Annotated in this window: 21 protein-coding genes; 11 read left to right on the top strand and 10 right to left on the bottom strand. The window is 62.6% G+C overall.

The annotated features are described in order from the left end of the window. Positions 1 to 13: 13 nt before the first annotated feature. Entirely contained in the window at positions 14 to 262 is a 249-nt protein-coding gene (locus CO731_RS20770; protein WP_108608647.1) for a zinc-finger domain-containing protein, read from the bottom strand. Positions 263 to 468: 206 nt separating this feature from the next. Between CO731_RS20770 and CO731_RS20765 the strand changes: the two genes are divergently transcribed. Next, positions 469 to 2676 carry an RNA degradosome polyphosphate kinase gene (locus CO731_RS20765; RefSeq protein ID WP_108608646.1) on the top strand — a complete coding sequence of 736 codons (2208 nt, stop codon included), beginning with the start codon at positions 469 to 471 and terminating at the stop codon, positions 2674 to 2676. Then, entirely contained in the window at positions 2676 to 4211 is a 1536-nt protein-coding gene (gene ppx, locus CO731_RS20760) for an exopolyphosphatase (RefSeq protein WP_108608645.1), read from the top strand. Before CO731_RS20765 ends, ppx begins: the two co-directional genes overlap by 1 nt. On the opposite strand, the gene CO731_RS20755 is transcribed toward ppx, so the two are convergent. The 4 genes from CO731_RS20755 to CO731_RS20740 all read right to left on the bottom strand — a co-directional run bounded on the left by CO731_RS20755 (position 4204) and on the right by CO731_RS20740 (position 7048). Beyond that, positions 4204 to 4617: a DoxX family protein gene (locus tag CO731_RS20755; RefSeq protein ID WP_108608644.1), complete on the bottom strand. Its 414-nt coding sequence runs from the start codon at positions 4615 to 4617 to the stop codon at positions 4204 to 4206. The two genes, ppx and CO731_RS20755, sit on opposite strands and share 8 nt — an antisense overlap. Before the next feature lie 132 nt (positions 4618 to 4749). Further along, positions 4750 to 5172 carry a DoxX family protein gene (locus tag CO731_RS20750; RefSeq protein WP_108608643.1) on the bottom strand — a complete coding sequence of 141 codons (423 nt, stop codon included), beginning with the start codon at positions 5170 to 5172 and terminating at the stop codon, positions 4750 to 4752. Positions 5173 to 5289: 117 nt separating this feature from the next. Further along, positions 5290 to 6687, bottom strand: coding sequence for a class II fumarate hydratase (gene fumC / locus CO731_RS20745; protein WP_055978863.1), 1398 nt, complete (start codon positions 6685 to 6687; stop codon positions 5290 to 5292). A 181-nt stretch (positions 6688 to 6868) separates the two neighbouring features. Further along, positions 6869 to 7048 carry a CsbD family protein gene (locus CO731_RS20740; protein WP_108608642.1) on the bottom strand — a complete coding sequence of 60 codons (180 nt, stop codon included), beginning with the start codon at positions 7046 to 7048 and terminating at the stop codon, positions 6869 to 6871. Positions 7049 to 7177: 129 nt separating this feature from the next. Between CO731_RS20740 and CO731_RS20735 the strand changes: the two genes are divergently transcribed. After that, positions 7178 to 8626 carry a patatin-like phospholipase family protein gene (locus tag CO731_RS20735; protein WP_108608641.1) on the top strand — a complete coding sequence of 483 codons (1449 nt, stop codon included), beginning with the start codon at positions 7178 to 7180 and terminating at the stop codon, positions 8624 to 8626. Positions 8627 to 8882: 256 nt separating this feature from the next. On the opposite strand, the gene groL is transcribed toward CO731_RS20735, so the two are convergent. From groL to CO731_RS20720, 3 genes are all read right to left on the bottom strand, one after another. Then, complete coding sequence (gene groL / locus CO731_RS20730; protein WP_108608640.1) at positions 8883 to 10538, bottom strand: chaperonin GroEL; 1656 nt, start codon at positions 10536 to 10538, stop codon at positions 8883 to 8885. 64 nt (positions 10539 to 10602) lie between these two features. Beyond that, positions 10603 to 10899, bottom strand: a complete 297-nt coding sequence (groES, locus tag CO731_RS20725; RefSeq protein ID WP_018427182.1) for a co-chaperone GroES — start codon at positions 10897 to 10899, stop codon at positions 10603 to 10605. Between the two features lie 157 nt (positions 10900 to 11056). Beyond that, positions 11057 to 11671, bottom strand: a complete 615-nt coding sequence (locus tag CO731_RS20720; protein WP_108608639.1) for a thioredoxin domain-containing protein — start codon at positions 11669 to 11671, stop codon at positions 11057 to 11059. A 141-nt stretch (positions 11672 to 11812) separates the two neighbouring features. Between CO731_RS20720 and CO731_RS20715 the strand changes: the two genes are divergently transcribed. The 3 genes from CO731_RS20715 to CO731_RS20705 all read left to right on the top strand — a co-directional run bounded on the left by CO731_RS20715 (position 11813) and on the right by CO731_RS20705 (position 15068). Then, positions 11813 to 12283: a MarR family transcriptional regulator gene (locus CO731_RS20715; RefSeq protein WP_183262399.1), complete on the top strand. Its 471-nt coding sequence runs from the start codon at positions 11813 to 11815 to the stop codon at positions 12281 to 12283. Continuing rightward, entirely contained in the window at positions 12280 to 13416 is a 1137-nt protein-coding gene (locus CO731_RS20710; RefSeq protein WP_108608637.1) for an HlyD family secretion protein, read from the top strand. Before CO731_RS20715 ends, CO731_RS20710 begins: the two co-directional genes overlap by 4 nt. A 113-nt stretch (positions 13417 to 13529) precedes the next feature. Next, positions 13530 to 15068 carry a DHA2 family efflux MFS transporter permease subunit gene (locus CO731_RS20705; RefSeq protein WP_108608636.1) on the top strand — a complete coding sequence of 513 codons (1539 nt, stop codon included), beginning with the start codon at positions 13530 to 13532 and terminating at the stop codon, positions 15066 to 15068. A gap of 60 nt (positions 15069 to 15128) precedes the next feature. Here the strand turns inward: CO731_RS20705 and CO731_RS20700 are convergent, their stop codons facing one another. Beyond that, on the bottom strand, positions 15129 to 17096 hold the full coding sequence (locus tag CO731_RS20700; protein ID WP_108608635.1) for a pilus assembly protein TadG-related protein: 1968 nt from the start codon (positions 17094 to 17096) through the stop codon (positions 15129 to 15131). Between the two features lie 254 nt (positions 17097 to 17350). Between CO731_RS20700 and CO731_RS20695 the strand changes: the two genes are divergently transcribed. Next, the gene (locus CO731_RS20695) at positions 17351 to 18211 is read left to right on the top strand and encodes a TIGR01459 family HAD-type hydrolase (protein WP_108608634.1); all 861 of its coding nucleotides are present in this window, start codon (positions 17351 to 17353) and stop codon (positions 18209 to 18211) included. An 8-nt stretch (positions 18212 to 18219) separates the two neighbouring features. Next, positions 18220 to 19203 (top strand): bifunctional riboflavin kinase/FAD synthetase, encoded by a 984-nt coding sequence (locus CO731_RS20690; protein WP_108608633.1) that lies wholly within the window; start codon positions 18220 to 18222, stop codon positions 19201 to 19203. On the opposite strand, the gene CO731_RS20685 is transcribed toward CO731_RS20690, so the two are convergent. Next, the gene (locus tag CO731_RS20685) at positions 19200 to 19763 is read right to left on the bottom strand and encodes an HdeD family acid-resistance protein (RefSeq protein WP_108608632.1); all 564 of its coding nucleotides are present in this window, start codon (positions 19761 to 19763) and stop codon (positions 19200 to 19202) included. The genes CO731_RS20690 and CO731_RS20685 overlap by 4 nt on opposite strands. A gap of 213 nt (positions 19764 to 19976) precedes the next feature. Between CO731_RS20685 and CO731_RS20680 the strand changes: the two genes are divergently transcribed. From CO731_RS20680 to CO731_RS20670, 3 genes are all read left to right on the top strand, one after another. Next, the gene (locus tag CO731_RS20680) at positions 19977 to 20780 is read left to right on the top strand and encodes a MipA/OmpV family protein (RefSeq protein WP_108608631.1); all 804 of its coding nucleotides are present in this window, start codon (positions 19977 to 19979) and stop codon (positions 20778 to 20780) included. Positions 20781 to 21012: 232 nt separating this feature from the next. Beyond that, a complete protein-coding gene (ileS, locus tag CO731_RS20675) occupies positions 21013 to 23934 on the top strand; it encodes an isoleucine--tRNA ligase (protein WP_108608630.1) in 2922 nt (973 codons plus the stop codon). A gap of 189 nt (positions 23935 to 24123) precedes the next feature. Continuing rightward, positions 24124 to 24741, top strand: a complete 618-nt coding sequence (locus CO731_RS20670) for a hypothetical protein (RefSeq protein ID WP_183262100.1) — start codon at positions 24124 to 24126, stop codon at positions 24739 to 24741. The last annotated feature ends 13 nt before the right edge of the window (positions 24742 to 24754 follow it).

Below are 24754 nucleotides of genomic sequence, written 5' to 3'. Positions count from 1 at the left end.
CGCGGCTTGCGGGTCAGGCTGCGCGGTCGACCACGTAGAGGCAGCCTTGCGGCAGCGTCTCGGTGGCCTTCAGCTTGGGCGAGTAGCGATAGAGCGTCGAGCAATAGGGGCAGACCTTTTCGGCATCCGCACCCATGTCGAGGAACACATGCGGATGGTCGAAGGGCGGGTTGGCGCCCACGCACATGAATTCCTTCACGCCGATTTCGATCACGGCATGTCCAGCATCGTTCTGGAAGTGGGGGATGGAGCCGCCGGCCATGGTGTTTTTCCCTTCTGAGGAACTGCGCGCATGAATGCCATGGCGTCTTTGGCGCGTCCACAGGGCGCGCGACGCCGTTATTCGACAGCGTTTGTATCATAAGCGGCGGGTTTGCAAGATGCTGAAATGAAACTGTCGCAATTGCCTGTCAGAGGATAAGTTGAGCCGGATAAGCGGCGGAACGCGGCAGTGGGGAAGGTTTGCATATGAATCAGTTGAAGCCGGTCCATACCGATTTCGTCAACGACAAGTCGCCGACCGGCGCAATCGACGGTAACCCCGACCGCTTCGTCAATCGGGAGTTCTCCTGGTTGCAGTTCAACCGGCGCGTGCTCGAACAATCGCAGAACCCGAACCATCCGTTGCTGGAGCGCGTCCGCTTCCTGTCGATTTCGGCCGGCAATCTCGACGAGTTCTTCATGGTCCGCGTCGCCGGTCTTGCCGGCCAGGTGCGCGAAGGCATCACCGTCCGCAGTGCCGACGGGCGCACCCCCGAGCAGCAGCTCAATCAGCTGTTGCTCGAGGTCGAACGGCTTCAGGAAGACCAGCAGAAGAGCCTGTCGAGCCTGATGGAACTGCTCAAGCTCGAGGGTATCGAGAGCATAGCGGCGGCCGATCTCGGCAAGGACGAAAGGAAGTGGCTCGAGGACCACTTCATGGAGCAGATCTTCCCGGTACTGACGCCGCTGTCGATCGATCCGGCACATCCGTTCCCGTTCATTCCCAATCTTGGCTTCTCGATCGCGCTGCAGTTGCGTCATCGCAAGAGCGGCGAGGAGATGACGGCGCTGCTGCGCCTGCCGGTGGCGCTGAAGCGCTACATCAGGCTGCCGGACCGCAAGCGCTCGGTGCGTTTCATCCCGATCGAGGAAACGGTGAACCTGTTCATAGGCAAGCTTTTCCCCGGCTACGAGGTCAAGGGATCGGGCACGTTCCAGATCATTCGGGACAGCGATATCGAGGTCGAGGAAGAATCCGAGGATCTTGTGCGGCTGTTCGAGACCGCATTGAAGCGGCGTCGGCGCGGCTCGGTCATCCGCATTGAGTTCGACAGCCAGATGCCATCCCAACTGCGCGACTTCGTTGCCGGCGAACTGGGCGTTTCGGCGAGCCGCATCAGCGTCCTCAGCGGCCCGCTGGCCATCAGCCAGATTTCGGAGATCGTCGCCGTGCCGCGCGACGACCTGAAGTTCCCGCCCTTCAATCCGCGCTTTCCCGAACGCATCCGCGAGCATCGCGGCGACTGTTTCGCCGCGATCCGTGAGAAGGACTTCGTCGTCCACCACCCCTACGAATCGTTCGATGTGGTGGTGCAGTTCCTGCGCCAGGCAGCGATCGATCCCGAGGTCGTGGCGATCAAGCAGACGCTCTACCGCACGTCCAACGACAGCCCGATCGTGCGCGCCCTTGTCGACGCCGCCGAGGCCGGCAAGTCGGTGACCGCACTGGTCGAGCTCAAGGCTCGCTTCGACGAGGAGGCCAACATCCGCTGGGCGCGCGATCTCGAACGCGCCGGCGTGCAGGTCGTGTTCGGCTTCCTGGAGCTCAAGACCCACGCCAAGATGTCGCTGGTGGTCCGCCGCGAGGACGGCCGCCTGCGCAACTACGTCCATCTCGGCACCGGAAACTACCACCCGATCACCGCGCGCATCTACACCGACCTGTCGTTCTTCACCACCGATTCGGCGATCGCGCGCGATGTGGCGCAGATCTTCAACTTCATCACCGGCTACGCCGAGCCGGCGGACGAGATGTGCATCGCCTTGTCGCCCTATACGCTGCGCAGCCGCATCCTCAAGCACATCGCCGACGAGGTCGAACATGCCCGCGCAGGCCGGCCGGCACAGATCTGGATGAAGATGAACTCGCTCGTCGATCCTGACGTGATCGACGCGCTTTATGACGCGAGCCGCAGCGGCGTCGAGATCGACCTCGTCGTACGCGGCATCTGTTGCCTGAGGCCGCAGGTGCCCGGACTGTCGGAGAACATCCGCGTCAGGTCGATCGTCGGCCGCTTCCTCGAGCACAGCCGCATCTATTGCTTCGGCAACGGCCACGGCCTGCCTTCGGACGAAGCCGTGGTCTATATCAGCTCGGCTGATCTGATGCCGCGCAACCTTGATCGCCGTGTCGAATGCATGATCCCGATCGCCACGCATTCGACCGTCCACGAGCAGGTGCTTGGGCAGGTGATGCTTGGAAACATCATGGACAACCAGCAAAGTTTCGAAGTATTGGCGGATGGTACCTCGCGCCGGGTGACGCTGGACGAGGGCGAAGAGCCATTCAACGCGCAGGAATATTTCATGACCAATCCGAGCCTGTCCGGACGGGGTGACGCGCTGAAGTCCCATGCACCCAAACGCATCGCCCAGTTCAAACGTCGCAAGAAGGCGGAGGCGGCGGCCAGCTGATGGCCGAGCTTTCGCAGGGCCGGCTCAAGGACCGCCGACCGCTGTCGATCATCGATATCGGCTCGAACTCCATACGTCTCGTCGTCTATGAGGGCCTGGCGCGCTCGCCGACCCTTCTGTTCAACGAAAAGATGTTGGCTGGCCTTGGCCGCGGCATCGTCTCGACTGGGAAGCTCGATCCGGAGGGCGTGACCCGCTCGATGGAAGAGTTCCGGCGCTTTCGCGCGCTGTCCGAGCAGTCGGGCGCGGAGAAGATGTATGTGCTGGCGACCGCTGCCGCCCGCGAGGCCATCAACGGCCCTGATTTCATCGAGCGTGCCGAACGCGTGCTCGGCACCGAGATACAGGTGCTTACTGGCCGCGAGGAAGCGCATTTCTCGGCGCTGGGCGTGATCTCCGCCTTCCACCCCGCCGACGGCATCGCCGGCGATCTTGGCGGCGGCAGCCTCGAACTGGTCGACGTCAGAGGCGAGGACATCGGCGACGGCATCACGCTTCCGCTGGGCGGACTGCGTCTCCAGGACATGGCCAAGGGTTCGCCCGTCGTGGCAGCCAAGATCGCCCGCACCGAGCTGATGCGTGCCAAACTGCTCAAGGGCGGACAAGGCAGGACCTTCTATGCCGTTGGCGGCACCTGGCGAAACCTCGCCCGGCTGCACATGGGCGTCACCAACTATCCGCTGGAGGTGATGCATCACTACCAGCTCGACCCCGCCAGCATGATCCCGTTTCTCAAGCAGGTGGCACGCGGCGACGTCGAAAAGCTCAAGGGCATCGAGGGCGTGTCGAAAAACCGCCGCACGTTGCTCCCTTATGGTGCCGTGGTGCTTCAGGAAATCATCGCCGCGATGGAGCCATCGAAGATTGTCGTGTCGGCACTTGGCGTGCGCGAGGGCTTTCTGTTTTCGCTGCTCGATGAGGAAGTACGTCGATCCGATCCACTGATCTCGGCGGCCGAGGAACTGGCGGTCCTGCGCGCACGTTCGGTGCGCCATGCCCGTGAATTGACCGAGTGGACCAAGCAGGCTTTCGCTGCCTTCGGCATCGACGAGACCGAGGAGGAGGCGCGATATCGCCATGCCGCCTGCCTGCTTGCCGACATCGGCTGGCGCGCGCATCCCGAATATCGCGGCCGGCAGTCGCTCAACATCATCGCACACGCCTCGTTCATCGGCGTCGACCATCCCGGACGTGCATTTCTGGCCCTGGCAAATCTGTTCAGGCATGATGGCGTCTTCAACGACAGCTTCGCGCCGGAACTGAAGGAGCTGGCGACGCCGCGCTATCTCGAACGGGCGCGCATCCTCGGGGCGATGATGCGCGTGGTTTATCTGCTCTCTGCCTCGATGCCCGGCGTCATGCCCAAGCTGCGCTGGGAAGATAGGGCCGGGGGCGTGCTGGCGCTGGTCATCCCTGCTGAATTTGGCCAGCTCTATGGCGAGCGTCCTGCGGGCCGGCTGGCACAACTCGCCAAGGTTACCGGCCGCAAGCTGGTGCTGGCGGTCGAGGACGGGCCAAGTACCTCGGTCAAATAGCCTGGCGTTGAAGCATGCGATCGAGCGAGATCGCCCCGGCGCCTGCCACTGATAGCGCCAGCAAGCCGCCTGCCGTGGCGATGTCCTTCATCAGCGCCTGCTGGTGCATGAAAAGCAGTGCCGGGTCGTCGCCACCCTGACCGTAGTGGCCGATGAAACCCGCAGACAGCGCGAACGCTGCAAGCAGTGGCGCGGCGATGCGGGTCTGGAAGCCGACCAGGACCAGCACGCCGCCAATCAGCTCGAACAGGCCGACACCCAACGCGAACAATGTCGGCAGCGGAAAGCCAAGTCCGGCAAAGTAGCTGGCGGCGCTGGCGACATTGGACAAGGTGCTGATGCCGGCCGGTACGAACAGTGCCGCAATCAGCATTCTCGCAAGCAGCAACGACGCGTTCCCGAGCATTGGCGCACCCTCGATGGTTCGCCGAGAATGCGCCCGCATCCTTGCAAAGTCATCACATCGCGCCGCGGCAGTGTTGGCACAAAAAAAGCCCGGGACAAGCCCGGGCCATTCCTTGGGAGGAATTTATAAAACTTAGCTGCGACGGCCGTCGATCGACAGGGCGCCGGCGCCGAAGGCGGCGAGCACGAACAGGCCGCCGGCAATCGCCAGGTTCTTCTGCAGGAACATCATCTGGACCTGATCGGCAAAGTCGGTGTGGGCGATAGCAGTAGCGGCCAGCGTGAACACGCCGAGCAGGATGGCGGCGATGCGGGTCTGGAAGCCGACCAGGACGGCGATGCCACCGACCAGTTCAACCAGGCCGACAACGACCGTCGTTACGGTCGGAGCGGGCAGGCCGATGCTGGCAAACCAGCCGGCGGTGCCGGAAATGGCGGTCAGCTTGGCAAAGCCGGCGAGGATGAAGATGACCGAAAGCAGGACGCGGCCTGCCAGGATAAGGGCCGAGGCGTTGCCGCTGACGGCCTTTTCAGAAGCGATGGAAGCGTTGGACATTGGGGTGGGGCTCCGTTGAATTTCGATGCCCCACACCTAACGGATTTCGACTGTTCACTAAAGGTGCGAATGTGTCGACAGATCGTTCACTAATGGAATGAATTTGCGCTGGGTACCTCAACCCGGCCGGGTCATGTCCTCAGGACGGACGATGCGGTCGTAGTCCTCGGCGCTGACCAGGCCGGTGGCGAGGGCCTCCTCGCGCAGCGTGGTGCCGTTCTTGTGCGCGGTCTTGGCGATCTTGGCGGCGTTGTCGTAGCCGATGGTCGGCGCCAGGGCGGTGACCAGCATCAGCGAACGGTCGAGGGCAGCCTTGATGTTGTCCTCGCGCGCCTCGATGCCGACGACGCAGTTGTCGGTGAACGAGACCGCAGCGTCCGCCATCAACTGCACCGATTGCAGGAAGTTGTAGGCCATGACGGGGTTGTAGACGTTGAGTTCGAAATGGCCCTGGCTGCCGGCAAAGGTAAGTGCTGCGTTGTTGCCGAAGACCTGGACGCAGACCTGGGTCAGCGCCTCGCACTGGGTCGGGTTGACCTTGCCCGGCATGATCGACGAGCCGGGTTCGTTTTCGGGCAGCGCCAGCTCGCCGAGGCCCGAACGCGGGCCCGAGCCGAGGAAGCGGATGTCGTTGGCGATCTTGAACAGGGAGGCGGCGGCCGCGTTGATGGCGCCGTGCGAGAAGACCATCGAGTCGTGTGCGGCAAGCGCTTCGAACTTGTTCGGCGCTGTGACGAAAGGCAGGCCGGTGATGGCCGCGATTTGCTCGGCCACCTTCTCGGCAAAGCCGATCGGCGCGTTGAGGCCTGTGCCGACCGCGGTGCCGCCCTGGGCCAGTTCCTGCAGGCCCGGCAGTGTCAGTTCGATGCGCTTGATCGACGAGGCGACCTGCGCGGCATAGCCGCCGAATTCCTGGCCCAGCGTCAGCGGCGTTGCATCCTGGGTGTGGGTGCGGCCGATCTTGATGATATGGTCGAATTCGCGTGCCTTCTTGTCGAGGGCGGCATGCAGGTGCTTCAGCGCCGGCAAGAGGTCGTGGACGATGCGCTCGGCGCAGGCGATATGCATGGCCGTCGGGTAGGTGTCGTTCGACGACTGGCTCATGTTGACGTGGTCATTGGGATGGACCGGCTTCTTCGAGCCCATCTCGCCGCCCAGCATTTCGATGGCGCGGTTGGAGATCACCTCGTTGGCGTTCATGTTCGACTGCGTGCCCGAGCCGGTCTGCCAGACGACGAGCGGGAAATGGTCGTTGAGCTTGCCGTCGATGACTTCCTGGGCGGCTGCCACCACGGTGTTGCCGACCTTGGGGTCGAGGCGGCCAAGCGCCATGTTCGCTTCGGCGCAGGCGCGCTTGACGATGCCCAGTGCGCGCACGACGGAGAGCGGCTGCTTTTCCCAGCCGATCTTGAAATTGCCCAGAGAGCGCTGCGCCTGCGCGCCCCAATAGCGGTCGGAAGCGACCTCGATCGGTCCGAAGGTGTCGGTCTCGGTTCTGGTCTTCTGGGCTGTCACGATCAGGTCTCCGAAAATGTCGTTGCGGGCAACGGCCTATCGCGTTGCACCCAAGGCATCAAGCGGAGAATGGTCCGGTCGGGAAAGCTAATCGGTTCAAGTTGGAAGTCATTTCAGCTGTAACGCTCCGGGCATGAAAAAAGGCGGCCCAGCCGCCTCGTTTCCTATCGGTGCGCGTGGTTCACAGCGCCTTCTTGAACTTCTCTTTGGTATCGCCATAGGCCTTCTGCACCTTGCCGACGATCTTCTCGGCGGTGCCCTTGGCCTGGGTTTCCTTGTTGCCGCTGGCTTTGCCTGCTGCTTCCTTGACGGAGCCGGCAACCTGCTTGGCAACGCCCTTGACCTGGTCCTTGTTCACCATTTCGCATCTCCTGTGGCTGGTGCGACCTTCAACGCCCGGAACCGCCAAGGGTTCCGGCCGCCGATCCGTTGCGAGGGCATATCGATCCGGTTAGGTTCAGGCGGAAATCGAGTGCCAAGGGGGAGTTGCATGCGATTGGCATTTGGTCGTGTCCTTGCGATCGCTGCAGGTCTGTTGTCCGCGGGCTGCGTCGCGGACGATGTCGGCCCGATAAATGTCCTCACTTCGCAGGTCGGGCTTGCATCGCCGGAGTTCATCCCCGATCCCGGCGACGACGGCTCGACTGTGGTCGGGCTGGCGTTCTCCGGCGGCGGCACGCGCGCTGCGGCCTTCGCTTATGGCGTGCTGCGCGAACTCGACGACATGGTCATCGACGAGACCCCGGTCAGGCGCAGCCTCGCCGACGACATACGCATGATTTCGGGTGCCTCGGGCGGCGCGGTCGCCGCATCCTATTTCGGCTACAAGGGCAGGGACGACTATCGCGACTTCCGCGAAAAATTCCTCATCCAGAATGCCGAAGCCAATCTCAGGAAGTCGACTCTGTCGCCGGTAAACCTGATCCGCGCGCTCAATGGCGGGGTCAACGACCGCAATGGCTTTGCCAAATGGCTCGACGACAATCTCTTCAACGGCGCGACCTATGAGGATTTCAGGCGGCCGGATGGCCCGATCGTCTGGATCAATGCTTCCGACATCTACAATCGCACGCCGTTCTTGTTTACCTATGACACCTTCGCCGCCCTGTGCAGCGATCTGGACAAGGTCCGGCTTGCCGACGCCGTTGCGGCTTCGGCCGCCGTACCCGTCGTCTTCGCTCCGGTCGTTGTTTCGGCCCTCAAGCCGGATTGCGGCTACCGCCAGCCGGAATGGCTGAGCCGGGCGCTCGCCGATCCCGATGCATCGGTCAGGCTCAAGGCCTATGCCGGCGCCATCCGGTCCTACCACGAGACCGACAGCCTGGATTACGTCAAGCTGCTCGACGGCGGGCTGACCGACAATCTCGGCATCACCGGCTTTACCATCGAGCGTTCAGCCGCCGGCACGCCCTACGGCCCGCTTTCGCCGGCTGCCGCGGTCAAGCTGCGCAAGCTGCTGTTCATCGTGGCGGACGCCGGCCGCGCTGCAGAGGTCAACTGGGGCGACACGATCAGGGGCCCAAGGCTTGGCAATCTGCTCGAAGCGGTCACCGAGACGACAATGGCGGCCTTGGTGCGCGACCAGCTCGACGCGCTCACATTCGCTGTCGGCGAATGGCGTGGCGAACTCATCCGTTATCGATGCGGCCTGTCTGCCGAAGCAGTGCGGCGTCACCGCGGCACCTTGGCCGGCTGGAATTGCAGGGATGTGCAGTTGGTGGTCGAGCACCTTTCGTTCGGCGATCTCGACCCGTCGCAGCAGGCCAAGCTCAACCGCGTGCCGACACGGTTGAGCTTGCCGGTCGATCAGGTCGACCTGACGATCGCGGCCGGCCGCGAAGCACTTCGGGTCAATGGCCCGCTGCAAAGGGCTGTCGCCGAGATCCGCATGTCGGCGGGTGTTCGCGAACCGCTGGCGATGGCATCTGGCACGCGCTGATCGCTCCAGGCACAAAGCTGGCCGTTCACAGGCACAATAGAGAACGCCTCCCGCACCTGTTGAAGTGCTGGAGGCGTCCTATTTGTCCTTTGGTTTTCCTTCAGGATTGCTCCATCCGGACGTGCCTCGGACAGGTTCAAAACGTCGACATCCGGAAAAGGTTCCGCCTGATTGTAAATTTCTTCTGGAATCTTTGACGCAAAGAAAAAGGGCGCCCGAAGGCGCCCTTTCCGTAAGCTTGAGCCAGATGGCTGGATTAGAAATCCATGCCGCCCATGCCGCCCATGCCGCCGCCGCCCATGCCGCCAGGCATGCCGCCGCCAGCCGAGTCCTTCTTCGGAGCTTCGGCGATCATGGCTTCGGTGGTGACGAGCAGGCCGGCAACCGAAGCTGCGTCCTGCAGAGCGGTACGAACGACCTTGACCGGATCGACGATACCGAAGGCGATCATGTCGCCGTATTCGCCGGTCTGGGCGTTGTAGCCGAAGGTAGCCGTCTTGTTCTCGAGGATCTTGCCGGCAACGATCGAAGCCTCGGCACCAGCGTTCGAAGCGATCTGGCGGGCCGGAGCCTGCAGAGCGCGACGGACGATGTTGATGCCGGCGGCCTGGTCGGAGTTCTCGCCGGTCGCCTTGATGGCGAGCGAAGCGCGCAGCAGAGCCACGCCACCGCCAGGAACGATGCCTTCTTCAACAGCGGCGCGGGTTGCGTTCAGCGCGTCGTCGACGCGGTCCTTGCGCTCCTTGACCTCGATCTCGGTCGCACCGCCGACGCGGATGACGGCAACGCCGCCTGCCAGCTTGGCGAGACGTTCCTGCAGCTTCTCCTTGTCGTAGTCCGACGTGGTCTCTTCGATCTGCTGCTTGATCTGGGCGACGCGGCCCTGGATCTCTGCCTTCTTGCCGGCGCCGTCGACGATGGTGGTGTTCTCCTTGGAGATCGACACCTTCTTGGCGCGGCCGAGCATGTTGAGGCCGACGTTCTCGAGCTTGATGCCGAGGTCTTCGGAGATGACCTGGCCACCGGTCAGGATGGCGATGTCTTCCAGCATGGCCTTGCGGCGATCGCCGAAGCCCGGAGCCTTGACGGCAGCGATCTTCAGGCCGCCACGCAGCTTGTTGACGACGAGCGTGGCCAGAGCCTCGCCTTCGACGTCTTCCGAGATGATGAGCAGCGGCTTCGAGGTCTGCACGACGGCCTCGAGGACCGGCAGCATGGCCTGGAGGTTCGACAGCTTCTTCTCGTGCAGGAGGATGTAGGCGTCTTCGAGGTCAGCAACCATCTTGTCGGGGTTGGTGACGAAGTAGGGGCTGAGGTAGCCGCGGTCGAACTGCATGCCTTCGACGACTTCAAGCTCGGTCTCGGCGGTCTTGGCTTCTTCAACCGTGATGACGCCTTCGTTGCCGACCTTCTGCATCGCTTCCGCGATCATCGAGCCGATTTCCTTCTCGCCGTTTGCCGAGATGGTGCCGACCTGCGCGACTTCTTCCGAAGTCTTAATCTTCTTCGAGCTCTTGACGAGGTGGGTGACGACTTCAGCCACGGCCAGGTCGATGCCGCGCTTCAGGTCCATCGGGTTCATGCCGGCGGCAACGGCCTTGTGGCCTTCCTGAACGATCGACTGGGCCAGAACGGTCGCGGTCGTGGTGCCGTCGCCGGCAATGTCGTTGGTCTTCGAAGCAACTTCGCGGACCATCTGCGCGCCCATGTTCTCGAACTTGTCTTCAAGCTCGATTTCCTTGGCGACGGTGACGCCGTCCTTGGTGATGCGCGGGGCGCCGAACGATTTGTCGATGACGACGTTGCGGCCCTTGGGGCCGAGGGTCACCTTGACCGCGTCGGCGAGGATGTTGACACCGCGCAGCATGCGCTCGCGGGCGTCGCGGGAGAATTTTACTTCCTTGGCAGCCATTTTAAGCTCCTCGATGGGCCTTGGAGGCCCGAATTTCAGATTGGATGGTGCGGATGGGTGGCGATTAGCCGATGATGCCCATGATGTCGGATTCCTTCATGATCAGAAGGTCTTCGCCATTGAGCTTCACTTCGGTGCCCGACCACTTGCCGAACAGCACGCGGTCGCCAGCCTTGACGTCCAGCGGAACGAGCTTGCCGGCTTCATCGCGAGCGCCAGAGCCGACGGCGACGATTTCGCCTTCCTGCGGCTTTTCCTTGGCCGTATCGGGGATGATGATCCCGCCGGCGGTCTTGGATTCGGATTCGACCCGGCGAACGACCACGCGGTCATGAAGCGGGCGGAACTTCGACTTTGCCATTTGAACTTCCTCGGTGAACTGTTGAGAACCCTCGGTCCGGTCTGGCCGGACTTGGTTAGCACTCACTTCAGGCGAGTGCTAACGTGACGGTGAGATAGTCTGTCGCCCTTTTACTGTCAAGGGAACGACAGCTTCACGACAGCCAGATTTCGGCGAATTAGGCGCGTGCCTGGGCGATGGCCTTGCGGAAGTCGTCGGCCGTCATGCCACGCTTGTACAGCGACTTGCCGATCAGGAAGCCAGGGGTGCCCTTGAGCTGGAAGGCTTTGGCCTGCTCTTCGGTTCGCGTCAGCAGGCTGACGAAGATATCCTGTCGCGCGCCGAGTTCGTTCCGGGCCAACTCGACGTCGATGCCGGCATCGCTGAGAAGATTGGCGGTGCTGCGAAAGGTCAGGCGCTCGTTGGCCGTCATCAGCGTCTTCACGGCCTCGGCGTAACGCCCCTGGCTGTGCGACGCCAGCGTCAGGAGCGCTGCGTTGCGGGAAACCTGCCCGAAGATCGGCCAGTCGCGGAGCACGAGTCGAATGTTGCCGTCCTCGGCCATTACTTTCGACAGTTCGATGTAACTCAGCTTGCAGTAGGGGCACTGGTAGTCCGTATACTCGACGACGGTGACGTTGCCATCCGGATTGCCCAGCGCAGGGATGTCGGGGTCGAAGGCGACTTCCTCCACCGTCGGCAGAGGCGCGGCCCAGAGCGGCAAGGGTGCCAAGACGCCCATGCCGGCAAGGGCTTTCAGGAGATAGCGCCGGTTCGGCGGCGGGTTTTGCATGCAATCGGTCCCGTGGCGTGTGGTCCTTTTCGCAAACGATGTGCGGCCGTGATTAACAGGGGCCTAATCGTCGCGCGGGCGCCTATGCCAGGCGTAACATTAGTCCTTGAATGGTAAGCATGCTTATAATATATGCCGCTCATGAAAAATGACGGTACCGAAAGGCTGGGTTTCCTCATCCATGACGCGGCGCGCCTGATACGGCGCAATTTCGAGCAGCGCGGCAGTGAGTTCGGGCTGTCGGCAGCGCAATGGCGACTGCTCGTCAGGCTGGTCAAGGATGAGGGTGTGGCGCAGGCGCGCCTTGCCGAACTTCTCGAAATCGAGCCGATCAGCGTGTCGCGGCTGCTGGACCGCATGGAGGCGGGCGGCTGGATCGAGCGCCGGCAAGGCGCCTCCGATAGGCGTGTGCGCATGATTTTCCCTACCGAAAGGGCACTTGAGGCCTTTTCCAAGGTCAAGGCCGTTGCGGGTGAGGTCTACGAGCGAGCGCTGAGCGGACTTTCCGACGAAGAGCGCCTCGCCACGGTCCATGCCTTGCGTACCATAGTCGACAACCTTTCCGCGGGCGAACCCGCCGATGCGAATTGTTTGAGAGAGAAGACGAAATGAACGCGGTGGCGAAAGTGAACGAAGACAGCGCAAAGGTCGAACTCGCGGCGGCAAGCCAGCTTCCGCCGGCAGCGCCCGCACCGGCGCCGAAGAAGCGTGGACGCTTGATGCTGATGGCTGCACTGCCATTGGCCTTGGTGGTCGGTGGCGGCTATTTCTGGGTGACCGGCGGCCGCTATCAGGAAACCGAAAACGCCAATCTGCGCCAGGCCAGGGTGAACATTGCCTCGGAGGCGGCCGGTCGGATCGTCAAGGTCGACGTCGCCGACAATACTGCCGTGAAGGCTGGCGACGAGCTGTTCCAGGTCGATCCCGAGCCTTACCGGATCGCGCTGGCCCAGGCCGATGCCGCACTTGCGGCTGCACGGCTCAATGTCGAGCAGCTTCGTGCCGGCTATAGCCAGGCCGTGGCACAGGAGCGTGTAGCGGCCAGCGGTCTCGATTACGCCCAGGCGCAGTTCGATCGCAGCAACGGGCTCGTCACCAAGGGCGTGAACACCAAGTCGTCCCTGGACGAGGCCCGCATGGACCTCGACAAGGCCCAGGAACAGCACAGCGCTGCCGTGCAGGGCATCGTCAGCGCCAAGGCGGCGCTCGGCGGCAACCCGGACATCGAGGCCGACCAGCATCCCACGGTGCTGTCGTCGCTGGCAGCACGCGACAAGGCAGCTTTCGATCTGGCCCAGACGACGGTGCGTGCTCCCGCGGATGGCGTGGTCTCGCAGGCAGCATCCTTCAAGATCGGCCAGTATGTCGGCGCCGGAACCGCACTGTTCAGCCTGGTCGAGACCGGCGACACCTGGGTAGAGGCCAATTTCAAGGAAACGCAGCTGACCCATATCAAGCCGGGCCAGGAGGCGGAGATCGTGCTCGACACCTATCCGGACCGTACCTTCCGGGGCACGGTCGAGGCGATCGGCGCGGGCACCGGCGCGGAATTCTCGCTGCTGCCGGCACAGAACGCCACCGGCAACTGGGTCAAGGTGACCCAGCGCATTCCGGTGCGCGTCAAGGTCGATACCGCCGACGGCGGGCTGGCCATGCGCACGGGCATGAGCGCAACCGTGTCGATCGACACCGGTGTCTCGCGCGGCTTTGGCAGCATCTTCGGCCACGCGGTGGCAGCGGAATAACACCCCACCAAGGGTGCGCATAAAGTCCAGGATCGAGCCGGCCGCCATATGCGGCCGGCCCTCCGGTTTTCCGGTCGCCGCTTGACGACCACAAGGTCCCAAAGGTTGGTCGAATGAGCCAGGCAGCCGCAAAGTCTCTCACCGATGTGCCGCATCGCGGATTGATCACCGTCGCCATCATGCTTGCGACGGTGATGCAGGTGCTCGACACCACCATCGCCAACGTCGCGCTGCCCTCGATGGTCGGCGACCTCGGCGCCTCCCAGGACACGATCAACTGGGTGCTGACGTCCTACATCGTCGCCGCCGCCATCATGACGCCGCTGACCGGCTGGATGTCGGATCGCTTCGGCCGCAAGGAACTGTTCCTCGTTTCGGTGGTCGGCTTCACCATCATGTCGATGCTCTGCGGCGTAGCCTGGAGCCTGGAGTCGATGGTGCTGTTCCGCGTCCTGCAGGGCGTGTTCGGCGCGGCGATCGTGCCGCTCAGCCAGACCTTCCTGCTCGACATCAACCCCAAGGAACGCCACGGCCAGGCAATGGCCATGTGGGGCGCCGGCATCATGGTCGGCCCGATCATCGGCCCGACGCTTGGCGGCTGGCTGACCGAGAGCTTCAACTGGCGCTGGGTGTTCTTCATCAACCTGCCGGTGGGCATCGTCGCCTTCATGGGCTCGGCCGCCTATCTGCCGGCAGTGGTCAAACGCCTGCGCGGTTTCGATTTCTTCGGCTTCGCCATGCTGTCGCTCGGCGTTGGCGCGCTCCAGCTCATGCTCGACCGTGGCGGCGAAGTCGACTGGTTCTCGGCTGTCGAGATATGGATCGAGCTCGGGCTCGCCATCACCGGTTTCTGGGTGTTCGCCGTGCACATGGCGACGTCCAAGAATACGTTCCTCGACCCCAAGATATTCACCGACCGCAATTTCGTGACCGGGCTGGTGTTCATCTTTGTCATTGGTGTCATCCTGCTCGCCAGCCTGGCGCTCTTGCCGCCGATGCTGACGCGCATCTATGGCTATCCCACCATCACCACCGGCCTGGTCATGGCGCCGCGCGGCGTCGGCACGATGGTTGCGATGCTGCTCGTCGGGCGCCTGGTACGGCTGGTCGACAACCGCTACCTGGTTGTCGCGGGCCTGCTGCTGACGGCAATCTCGCTCTACTACATGACCGGCTTCACGCCACAGATGGACGCCTTCCTGATCGTCTCGACCGGCGTGATCCAGGGGCTTGGGCTGGGCCTGGTGTTCGTGCCGCTGTCGACGGTGGCATTCGCGACGCTGGAGCCGCGACATCGGACCGATGCCGCGAGCCTGTTCAGCCTCGTCCGCAACATCGGCTCGTCGATCGGCATCTCGATCGTCACGGTGCTGTTGACACGTAACGTTCAGATCAACCACGCCGAGCTGTCGGCCAACATCACGCTCTTCAACCCCAACCTGATGGCGCTGTCGCCGGGCGCTGCCGCCGGCAACCCGGCCGCCTTGTCGCAGGTCGACGGCCTAGTCAACATCCAGTCGCTGATGATTTCCTACATCGACGATTTCAAGCTGATGATGATCGTCTCGCTCTGCGCCATCCCCCTGGCGTTGCTGCTACGCAAGCCGAAGGCGCAGGCCGCCGCCGGTGCACCGGCTGCACATATGGACTGACATGAAAAAGGCGCCCGTCCGCGAGGGAGGGCGCCTTTTGTCCGTCGGTGACAGTCTGCGTCAGCTGACGATGCGCAGGTTGGACAGCTCGTCCGCGATTTCCTTGAAGACCTGCATCAGGGTGTCGCCGGTGGCATTCCAATACAGCTTCTTCCCAACCGTCGTGCGGGAATAGGACGCACAATTCTTGAGAGCGGCGATAGCCTTCTTCTCATCGCTCTTGGCTTCGGTGAGATCCAGGGAGACGGTCATGACGATAATGCTGTCGTTGCCTTCGCCTTGGTCATTGCGGGCACTTGTTCCCTTGGCTTTGGTGCAGACCTGCTGCATCTGCTCGTCCATCGCGGCTTGGTAGTTCTCGCTGGTGTAGGTGGACTTGCCGACAGCGGAACTGGTGTCCATGAAGATGCGGCTGGTGCCGCTGCCATTGTAGCCCTTGCCCGTGTAGCCATATGCCGCATATGTCGATTTGTTGCCGGCAGGATCGGCACTTCCAAGGTCGCCATAGGTATTGGCGCCGTCGGTGAGCACGATGACGACCTTGTCATTTCCCCTCTCACCGTCCGCCCTGCCTTCGGTGAAGGGGGCTCCGCTCGAGACAACACGCCAGCCCCAAGCAGTGCCTTCAGGCACGTTAGTGTTGCCGCTTGGCGTCATCTCGTCGATCGCGGCCTTGATCTGCTGCTTCTCGTCCGCCTTGCTGACATCCCGCAACGGGGTGATCGGGTTTGTCGTGCAGGAGTAATTTGGCCCGTTGCCCTTCTTGGGAGGGTCGGCATCGAAGGGACGAATATCGAAGTACTTCGTCATGTTCTTTTGACGGGAGCGATTGTTGGTCAGTGTGTCGGAACCCTCGATGCCATCGTTCCACCAATTGTTGACCGCGTTGCGGTCGTCTGGGGTGCTGTCCGTCTCGGTTGCCCAATTGTCGCCAGGCTCGTCGGTCGCGAACATCGGCACGAAGAGTGTCGCAGCATTGCTCGTGCTGGGAGTGACATCGTTGTTGTTGTAGGGGGCTGGCCGCGCCTCGACACAGCCTTGCCAGGTCGCGAAAGGCCCGGGAATATCGACGTTGTATCCCTCGATCTTCCAGTCATATGTCTGGCATTTGCCGTTTTTCTTCTTCACGCAGACCCATTCGCGGCTGGTCTCGACGAACTCGCGCGCCACGACTTTCTCGGTGTCCATGTAAAGCGAAAACCGTGTCAGCGGGGTGTCCTCTGTTTCACCCCAGCCGTTGCCCCGCTTGTACCAGACATCGCCCGTCTTTTCGGCGTACTTGTTTGATGCGTTCAATGTAGACCAGTCGAAATTCTCGTGATGGACCGGCGAGATTCCGTCGACATCCATCCATGACTGGTTCGCATTGGTGGGGCTGACATTGACCGAGGCCGCAAAGGGCACAAGCCCAAATTGAACCGGCTTGTCGATCTGTTTCATCTGCAGGGCTTGCATAGCCAGAGTGTCGACAAGCTGCTTGGATGCGTTTTTCAGCAAGTCGATGCGTTTCTGGCCGGTGCCAGATCCGAGGTAGCTCATCGATCCCGAGTTATCGAGCACCAGAGCTACTTCCAGCGTGTTCTTCAGGCGGATGCCCGATCGGACGACAAAGTTCAGGTCAATGTCACTGCTGGACTTGCCTATCAGCGCGGCTGCAGCAGGCAGGAAATATGGCTCATATTTGAGCGTGGACTCCATTTCCAAGGTTCCGCCGCCGAATTCGGCGTTCGGAAGCGTCACCTTCAGCGGGGCGTTGGCAGGTTTGACCGAGCCGAGATTGTTGTTGAAGAAATCGGTGGCATAAGCCTTCAATTGGTCGTCCGTCGGCTGTTCGCCCGGCTTGCCATCGAGAATTCGCCGCGCAACCGCCATGCCGGCAGCATCGAGTGCGTTGCGCACCACCTCGCGCTGTCGCGACACTTCCGCGTAATCGATGGCAAGCGCCAGCGCGCCCATGATCGGCACCATCGCTGCGACCGTCAGAATGGCATAGCTGCCGCGCGTATCCTTCAGGAATTTGCGGATCATTGGATTGCTTCCCCAAGCTCAACCTAGGGACGATCTCATGAAATCCTTAAATTTGCGGTTCTCGAAATCGCGAGAAATATGAGTGATTGCTTAGTAAAGCGATAACCAATGTGCCTGCGGGCGAACTGCGGTTTCGTCGGTGTTGGGACGTCATGCCGCGAAAGCTGGTGACAGGCAGGGCTGGTTCGGATAATTCCGGGCTTCCTGGCCGCTCGGCCAAAACTCCCCCTTTGGGAACGATCGAAGGACAGACAATGGCGGGTTTGCCGCAATCAATCGCGTCGCTCGAAGCCCTCACGGGCCGCTACTCGGCCCTGCTGTGCGACGTCTGGGGCGTCATCCACAATGGTGTGCACGCTTTCCCGGAAGCAGCGGCAGCGCTTGAGGCGGCACGCGCGAAGGGTGTGGCCGTCGTGCTCATCACCAACGCACCGCGCCCGCGCGACGGTGTCATCGTACAACTGGCGAACCTCGGCGTGCCGGCTTCCGCTTGGGATCGCGTCGTCACCTCGGGTGACGTGACGCGCGACCTGATCAGCTCCGGGCCACGCCGCGTCTTCCATATCGGGCCTGAGCGCGACTTCCCGATCTATGACGGTCTCGATGTCGATCTGGTCGAGGAGTTCGAGGCGTCCGTCGTGGTCTGCACCGGGCTTTTCGACGACGAGACCGAAACGCCCGACGACTATGCCGAGATGCTGCGGCGCCTGCGGGCCCGCAACCTGCCGTTCATCTGCGCCAACCCTGATATCGTGGTCGAGCGCGGTCACGAACTGATCTGGTGCGCTGGAGCGCTGGCGCGTGACTATGGCCAGCTTGGCGGTCGTACGCTGGTTTCGGGCAAGCCGCACCGGCCGATCTATGAGGCAGCACTCGCCGCCGCCGGCGAAGTACTCGGCCGCGAGGTCAAGGCATCGGAAGCGCTTGCCATCGGCGACGGCATGTTCACCGACGTCAAGGGTGCAGCCGACAACGGCGTCGACGTTCTTTATGTCTCGGGCGGCATTCACGCCCGCGACTATGGCGATCCACTGGCACCCGATGCCGACAAGCTTGCAGCGTTTCTCGACAAGCATGGCTACGCACCGGTGGCCACCATTCCAAGGCTTCGGTAGGCGAAACGATGGAACAGGCCTTTCTTCGCGTTGCAGGTGAGGAAGCAGTGCCGGATTGGCTGCGCGGCGGCGTCGTTGCCATAGGCAATTTCGACGGCATCCACCGCGGCCACCAGGCGGTGCTGGAGCGCGCGCTGGAAGAGGCGCGCCAGCGCGGCGTGCCGGCACTGGTGCTGACCTTCGAACCGCACCCGCGAAAGGTGTTCCGGCCTGATGCGCCGCTGTTCGTGTTGACGCCGCCGCATGTCAAGGCGCGGCTGATCGAGGCGCTTGGCTTCGCCGGGGTCATCGAGCGGCCTTTCACGCGCGAATTTTCCGGCCTCTCCGCCGAGGATTTCGTCATCGCCATACTGGAGCAGCAGCTTGGTATCAGCCACGCGGTGACCGGCTTCGATTTCCACTTCGGCAAGAACCGCCAGGGCGGCCCGGCCTTCCTGATGGCAGCGGGCGAACGCCACGGTTTTGGGGTGACGCTGGTCGACGCCTTTCGCGACGAGGGCACCGAGATCATATCGTCAAGCCGTATCCGCGAACTGCTGGCCGAAGGCGAGGCGGCGGAGGCGGCCGGCTTGCTCGGCTATCGCTACACGGTCGAGGCCGAGGTCGTGGGCGGCGCGAAATTGGGCCGCACGCTGGGATTTCCGACAGCCAACATGCGGCTGTCGTCCGAGGCCGGGCTCAAGGAAGGCATCTATGCCGTTCGCTTCCGCCGTGCCGATGGCACGCTACATGACGGCGTTGCCAGCTTCGGCCGCCGCCCAACTGTCGACGACCATGGCGCGCCGCTGCTGGAAACCTTTGTCTTCGACTTCTCAGGAGATCTTTACGGCGAGGTCGCCTCGGTGTCGTTCTTCGGCTACCTCAGGGGCGAGGTGAAATTCGAAGGCCTCGACGCACTGGTCGTCCAGATGAAGAGCGACGAAGCCGAGGCGAGGGCGCTGCTCTCCGGCGTGCGCCCGCTCTCGGAGCTTGATCGGGCGATCGCCTTCTAGGCGCCTTTCCTCAGCCCCAGGCCGAAGGCGATGTAGGTGATTCCCTGGAACATCAGGTCGACGGCCAGGAAGATGCCGAGGATGATGAGGCTGTTGACCGGCCAGCCTGCGGCGATGACAAGGCCTGCCAGCACGGTGACGACACCGGCTGCGACGATCCAGCCCCAACTGGCCAGAGCCGACTTGCCCTTGATGCCCATCCAGATTCGCATCAGTCCCGAGGCGACGAGGCTGGCGGCAAGCAGCAGTGTCAGGATGGCCGAGGTCAGCACCGGGTTGACGAAGGCGAGCCAGCCGGCGACGACATAGAGGACGCCGCCAAGCAGCCACCAGAAGAAGCTGCCCCAGCTCTTCACGCCGAACGCGTGGATGATCTCGATCACGCCCGCCACGATCATGAGCGATCCGACGAAGAATACCGACACTACGGTGGCGGCCAGAAGGTTGCCGGCCGCAATGATGCCGAGCGCCAGCACGAGCACGCCAAGCGCGACGAACCAGCCCCATTTCGAGCGCATTTCGGCGAGGTTGCCCTGGGGCATTTGATCGGAAGTTGCCATCGATCCCGTCTCCTTGAATTGAACAATTTTCAACAACGGTGGCGTCGTGCCGGTTTCGGAGGCTAGTCTTGGCAACCGAGTCGGTCCAGTGGCGGGCAACCTGGGAGGGAAATAAACGTCAGTGCGAACGAACGAACTTAATTCAAATTTTACGTTGTTGGCGTCACACCGATTGTTCCTGGCGATTGGTTTCGTAGCGTACGCGGGGTTGTGATGAGGTCTATCGGTCGTATTTCGGCAGCCGTTTCCGTTCTTGCCTTGGTCAATGGACCGGCGATGGCCGGCGAGGGCGCTTTCGGCTTCCTTTCCGGCGACTGGTACCTGACGCTCGGCGCCACTGGCATGGTCGCGCCCAGCTTCGAAGGCTCCAAGAAATACATGTTCTCCGCCCAGCCGATCATCTCGCTCGGCAAGGCTGGCAGCGAGACGCGCTTTTCCTCGCGCAATGATAATATTTCCCTGGCCTTGATCGACGGCGGCGGCGTGCGTGCCGGTCTCAACGGCAAGATCATCTTCGGCCGCGATGCCGAGGACGAGCTCCAGGGGCTCCACGATGTTCGCTGGGGCGGCGAAGTCGGCGGGTTCTTCGAGTTCTATCCGACCGACTGGGTGCGTGCCCGGGCCGAAGTGCGCCACGGCATCCGCGCTCATAGCGGCATTGTCGCCGACGTTGCTGTCGATGCCTTCCACGATGTGACGCCGACGATCCGAGTTTCCGGCGGGCCGCGCGTTTCTTTCGCCACTGACGACTATTTCGACACCTACTACGGTGTCAGCGCGCAAGAAGCGCTGGCATCAGGCATCAGCCAGTATGATCCGGGCAGCGGCATGAAGTCGGCAGGCATCGGCGGTGCGATCACCTGGAAGGCGACCGACAATGTCACCGCCAGCCTGTTCACCGAGTATTCGCGACTGATGGGGCCGGCGGCGGATTCCACCATCGTCAAGGAGCGTGGTTCGCGCGACCAGCTGACGGTTGGCGTCTCGACCAGCTACCGCTTCGACTTCAACCTTTGAATTCGGGCGAATTAGACGCTTTATTCCGCGTCGCGCCTCCGCTAAAAGCGCGGCCATGAGATTTCTCGCGCCTATCTTCGCGACTTCGATACGAATTATGGGCCCGGCCTTCCGGACGCTTTGACGCGTCCGCAAGTCCGGGACGACTTTGCGTGCGCGCCGTAGGGCGCCTTTTCCAGATCACGACAGTTGAACGCCCGTGGCAGCTTTGCCGGGCAAGATGGCAAGACAGATGACCGATACGTCCGAAAAGATCGACTATTCCAAGACCCTCTACCTGCCGCAGACGGAGTTTCCGATGCGCGCCGGCCTGCCCGAGAAAGAGCCGGTGACGGTTGCGCGCTGGCAGAAGATGGGCCTCTACAAGCGCCTGCGCGAAAGCGCTGCCGGCCGCGAGAAATACGTGCTTCACGACGGCCCGCCCTACGCCAACGGCAACATCCATATCGGCCATGCGCTGAACAAGATACTCAAGGACGTCATCACCCGCTCGTTCCAGATGCGCGGCTACGACTCGAACTACGTTCCGGGCTGGGACTGCCACGGCCTGCCGATCGAGTGGAAGATCGAGGAGAAGTACCGCGCCGCCGGCAAGAACAAGGACGAAGTCGAGATCAACGAGTTCCGCAAGGAATGCCGCGAATTCGCCGCCGGCTGGATCAAGGTTCAGGGCGAGGAGTTCCAGCGCCTCGGCGTCATCGGCGATTTCGACAATCCCTACACGACCATGAACTTCCACGCCGAGGCGCGCATCGCCGGCGAACTGTTGAAGTTCGCCATGTCGGGCCAGCTCTATCGCGGCTCCAAGCCAGTGATGTGGTCGGTTGTCGAGCGTACCGCGCTCGCCGAGGCCGAAGTCGAATACCAGGACTACGAGAGCGACACGATCTGGGTAAAGTTCCCGGTGGCTTCCGGCTCGGATGCCTTGGCCGGCGCCCATGTCGTCATCTGGACGACCACGCCCTGGACCATCCCCGGCAACCGCGCGGTGAACTACTCGCCGCGCATCGGCTACGGCCTCTATGAAGTCACTGCAGCCGAGAACGATTTCGGTCCGCAGCCGGGCGAAAAGCTGATCTTTGCCGAAGCCTTGGCTGAAGAAGCTGCGGCCAAAGCCAAGGTGACGTTGAATCTGCTTCGCAGCGTTTCTGGTGAAGAGTTTGGAAAGCTTGTGCTTTCTCATCCGCTCGAAGGCCTTGGCGGCGGCTACGAATTCCCCGTGCCAATGCTGTCGGGCGATCATGTCACCGACGATGCCGGCACCGGCTTCGTGCACACCGCACCCGGCCACGGCCGCGAGGATTTCGACGCGTGGATGGACGCGGTTGCCGAGCTGGAGAAGCGCGGCATCGACCCGGCGATCCCTTTCACGGTGGACGATGCCGGCTTCCTGACCAAGGACGCGCCGGGCTTCGGTCCCGATCGTGAGGGTGGTGCAGTCCGCGTCATCGACGATCACGGCAAGAAGGGCGACGCCAACAAGGCGGTGATCGAAGAGCTGATCAAGCGCAAGGCACTGTTCGCGCGGGGTCGTCTCAAGCACAGCTATCCGCATAGCTGGCGTTCGAAGAAGCCCATCATCTTCCGCAACACGCCGCAGTGGTTTGTCTATATGGACAAGCAGCTCGGCGACGGCACGACGTTGCGCAGCCGCGCGCTTCAGGCCATCGACGACACGCGCTTCGTGCCCGCTGCCGGCCAGACCCGCCTGCGCGCGATGATCGAGGATCGCCCCGACTGGGTGCTGTCGCGCCAGCGCGCCTGGGGCGTGCCGATCGCCATCTTCGCCGACGCCGACGGCAAGGTGCTGAAGGACGAGGCGGTCAATGCCCGCATCGTCGAGGCCTTCGAAAAGGAAGGTGCCGACGCCTGGTTTGCCGAAGGAGCGCGCGAGCGTTTCCTGGGTTCGCGCGCCAATGAGCCGTGGAAGCAGGTGATGGACATCCTCGACGTCTGGTTCGATTCGGGCTCGACGCATGTGTTTACGCTGGAAGACCGTCCGGACATGAAGTGGCCGGCCGATGTCTATCTCGAAGGCTCCGACCAGCATCGCGGCTGGTTCCATTCGTCGCTGCTCGAAAGCTGCGGCACCCGCGGCCGTGCGCCCTACAAAGCAGTCGTCACCCATGGTTTCACCATGGACGAGGAAGGCCGCAAGATGTCGAAGTCGCTCGGCAACACGGTCGTGCCGCAGGATGTCATGAAGCAGTCGGGCGCCGATATTCTGCGCCTGTGGGTGATGACGACCGACTATTGGGAAGACCAGCGCCTCGGCAAGAACGTGCTGCAGACCAACATCGACGCCTACCGCAAGCTGCGCAACACCATCCGCTGGATGCTCGGCACGCTCGCCCATGACGAAGGCGAGGAGATCGCACTTGCCGAAATGCCGGAACTGGAGCGGCTGATGCTGCACCGGCTTGCCGAACTCGATGCACTGGTGCGCAAGGGCTATGACGACTTCGAGTTCAAGCGCATCACGCGTGCGCTGATCGACTTCATGGTCGTCGAGCTGTCGGCCTTCTACTTCGACATCCGCAAGGACGTGCTTTATTGCGACGCGCCATCGAGCGTGCGTCGCAAGGCCGCCGTCCATGTCGTGCGCGAACTGTTCAACTGCCTGGTCAAGTGGCTGGCGCCGATGCTGCCTTTCACCACCGAAGAGGCGTGGCTCGAGCGCAACCCGCAGTCCGAGTCGGTGCACCTCGACCAGTTCCCCGACGTGCCGGCTGCCTGGCGCGACGAGGCGCTGGCCGAGAAATGGCGCAAGATCCGCCAGGTTCGCAGCGTGGTGACCGGTGCTTTGGAGCTTGAGCGTGCCAAGAAGACCATCGGCTCGTCCCTGGAGGCCGTGCCGGTCGTCTACATGACCGATGCGGTGCTCGAAGAGGCACTGACCGGTATCGATCTGGCCGAGATCAGCATCACCAGCGATCTCGTCATCTCGCACGGCGACGTTCCGGCTGATGCCTTCGCCTTGCGCGAGGTTCCCGGCGTGGCGGTGGTCGTGGAGAAGGCGGATGGCCGCGGGCTGGTCAAGTGCGCACGTTCGTGGCGCTACACCGGCGATGTCGGCTCGGACGCTGCATTTGCCGATGTATCGGCCCGCGACGCAGCCGCGCTGCACGAACTGCAGGCCCTCGGCCGGCTCTAGGCTGGTTGCCGAAATGCAACGACCGGTTGGACATCTCCCGCCGGTCGTTGCCCTTGACGGCCCATTAAGGTAAAAGCGCGAAACTTCGGCAGACAAATTGTCGCCGGATTTCCGTCGGATGAGCAAACGGATCGGGACCCGGCTCAAGGCCGGCATCTAGCGAGAGGCGTTCGAGTGAAAATTACTGGCATGACGGACCGCATCAGCGCGCGTGGAGCTTTGCTTGCGTCGCTCGCCGTTTCCGGCCTGGCGCTGACGGGCTGCATGAGCGCGCCCACCTATGGCACCGACAAGACAGCGACCGAGCAGCTTGCCGGCGACGTCACCAACATGTTCTCGATGAAGCCCAAGACCAACAGCATCGATTACAAGCCGCGCCCTGAACTGGTGAAGCCCAAGACCGGGGCGCAGGCAGCACTTCCGGCGCCGCAGGACAACATCGTCAGCACGGCCAGCGCCGATTGGCCCGAATCGCCGGAGGCACGTCGTGCCCGCATCCGCGACGATGCGACCAAGAATCGCGACAATCCGAACTTTGAGCCTCAGGTCGTCAACGACATGACGTCGCTGAACGGCCCGGATATGAGCAAGTGGACGCCCGCGCAGCGCAAGGTAGAGATCGAGCGCCGCCTGCGCGAGAACAAGCAGGGCAGTGCCAGCACGCGCAAGTATCTGAGCGAGCCGCCGCTGGTGTATCGCGAGGCAGCAGCAAGTGCTGCGCAGGATGAGCTCGGCGAAGACGAGATCAAGAAGGAACGCCGCAAGAAGAAGCTTGCCAAGAAGGGCAGCAGCTGGTGGCCGTTCTGATCCAACGCTGACG

Source organism: Aminobacter sp. MSH1, assembly GCF_003071665.1.
GTDB lineage: Bacteria > Pseudomonadota > Alphaproteobacteria > Rhizobiales > Rhizobiaceae > Aminobacter > Aminobacter niigataensis.
The sequence above is the reverse complement of the archived record's forward strand: the minus strand, read 5'-3'. Positions and strand labels throughout refer to the sequence as shown.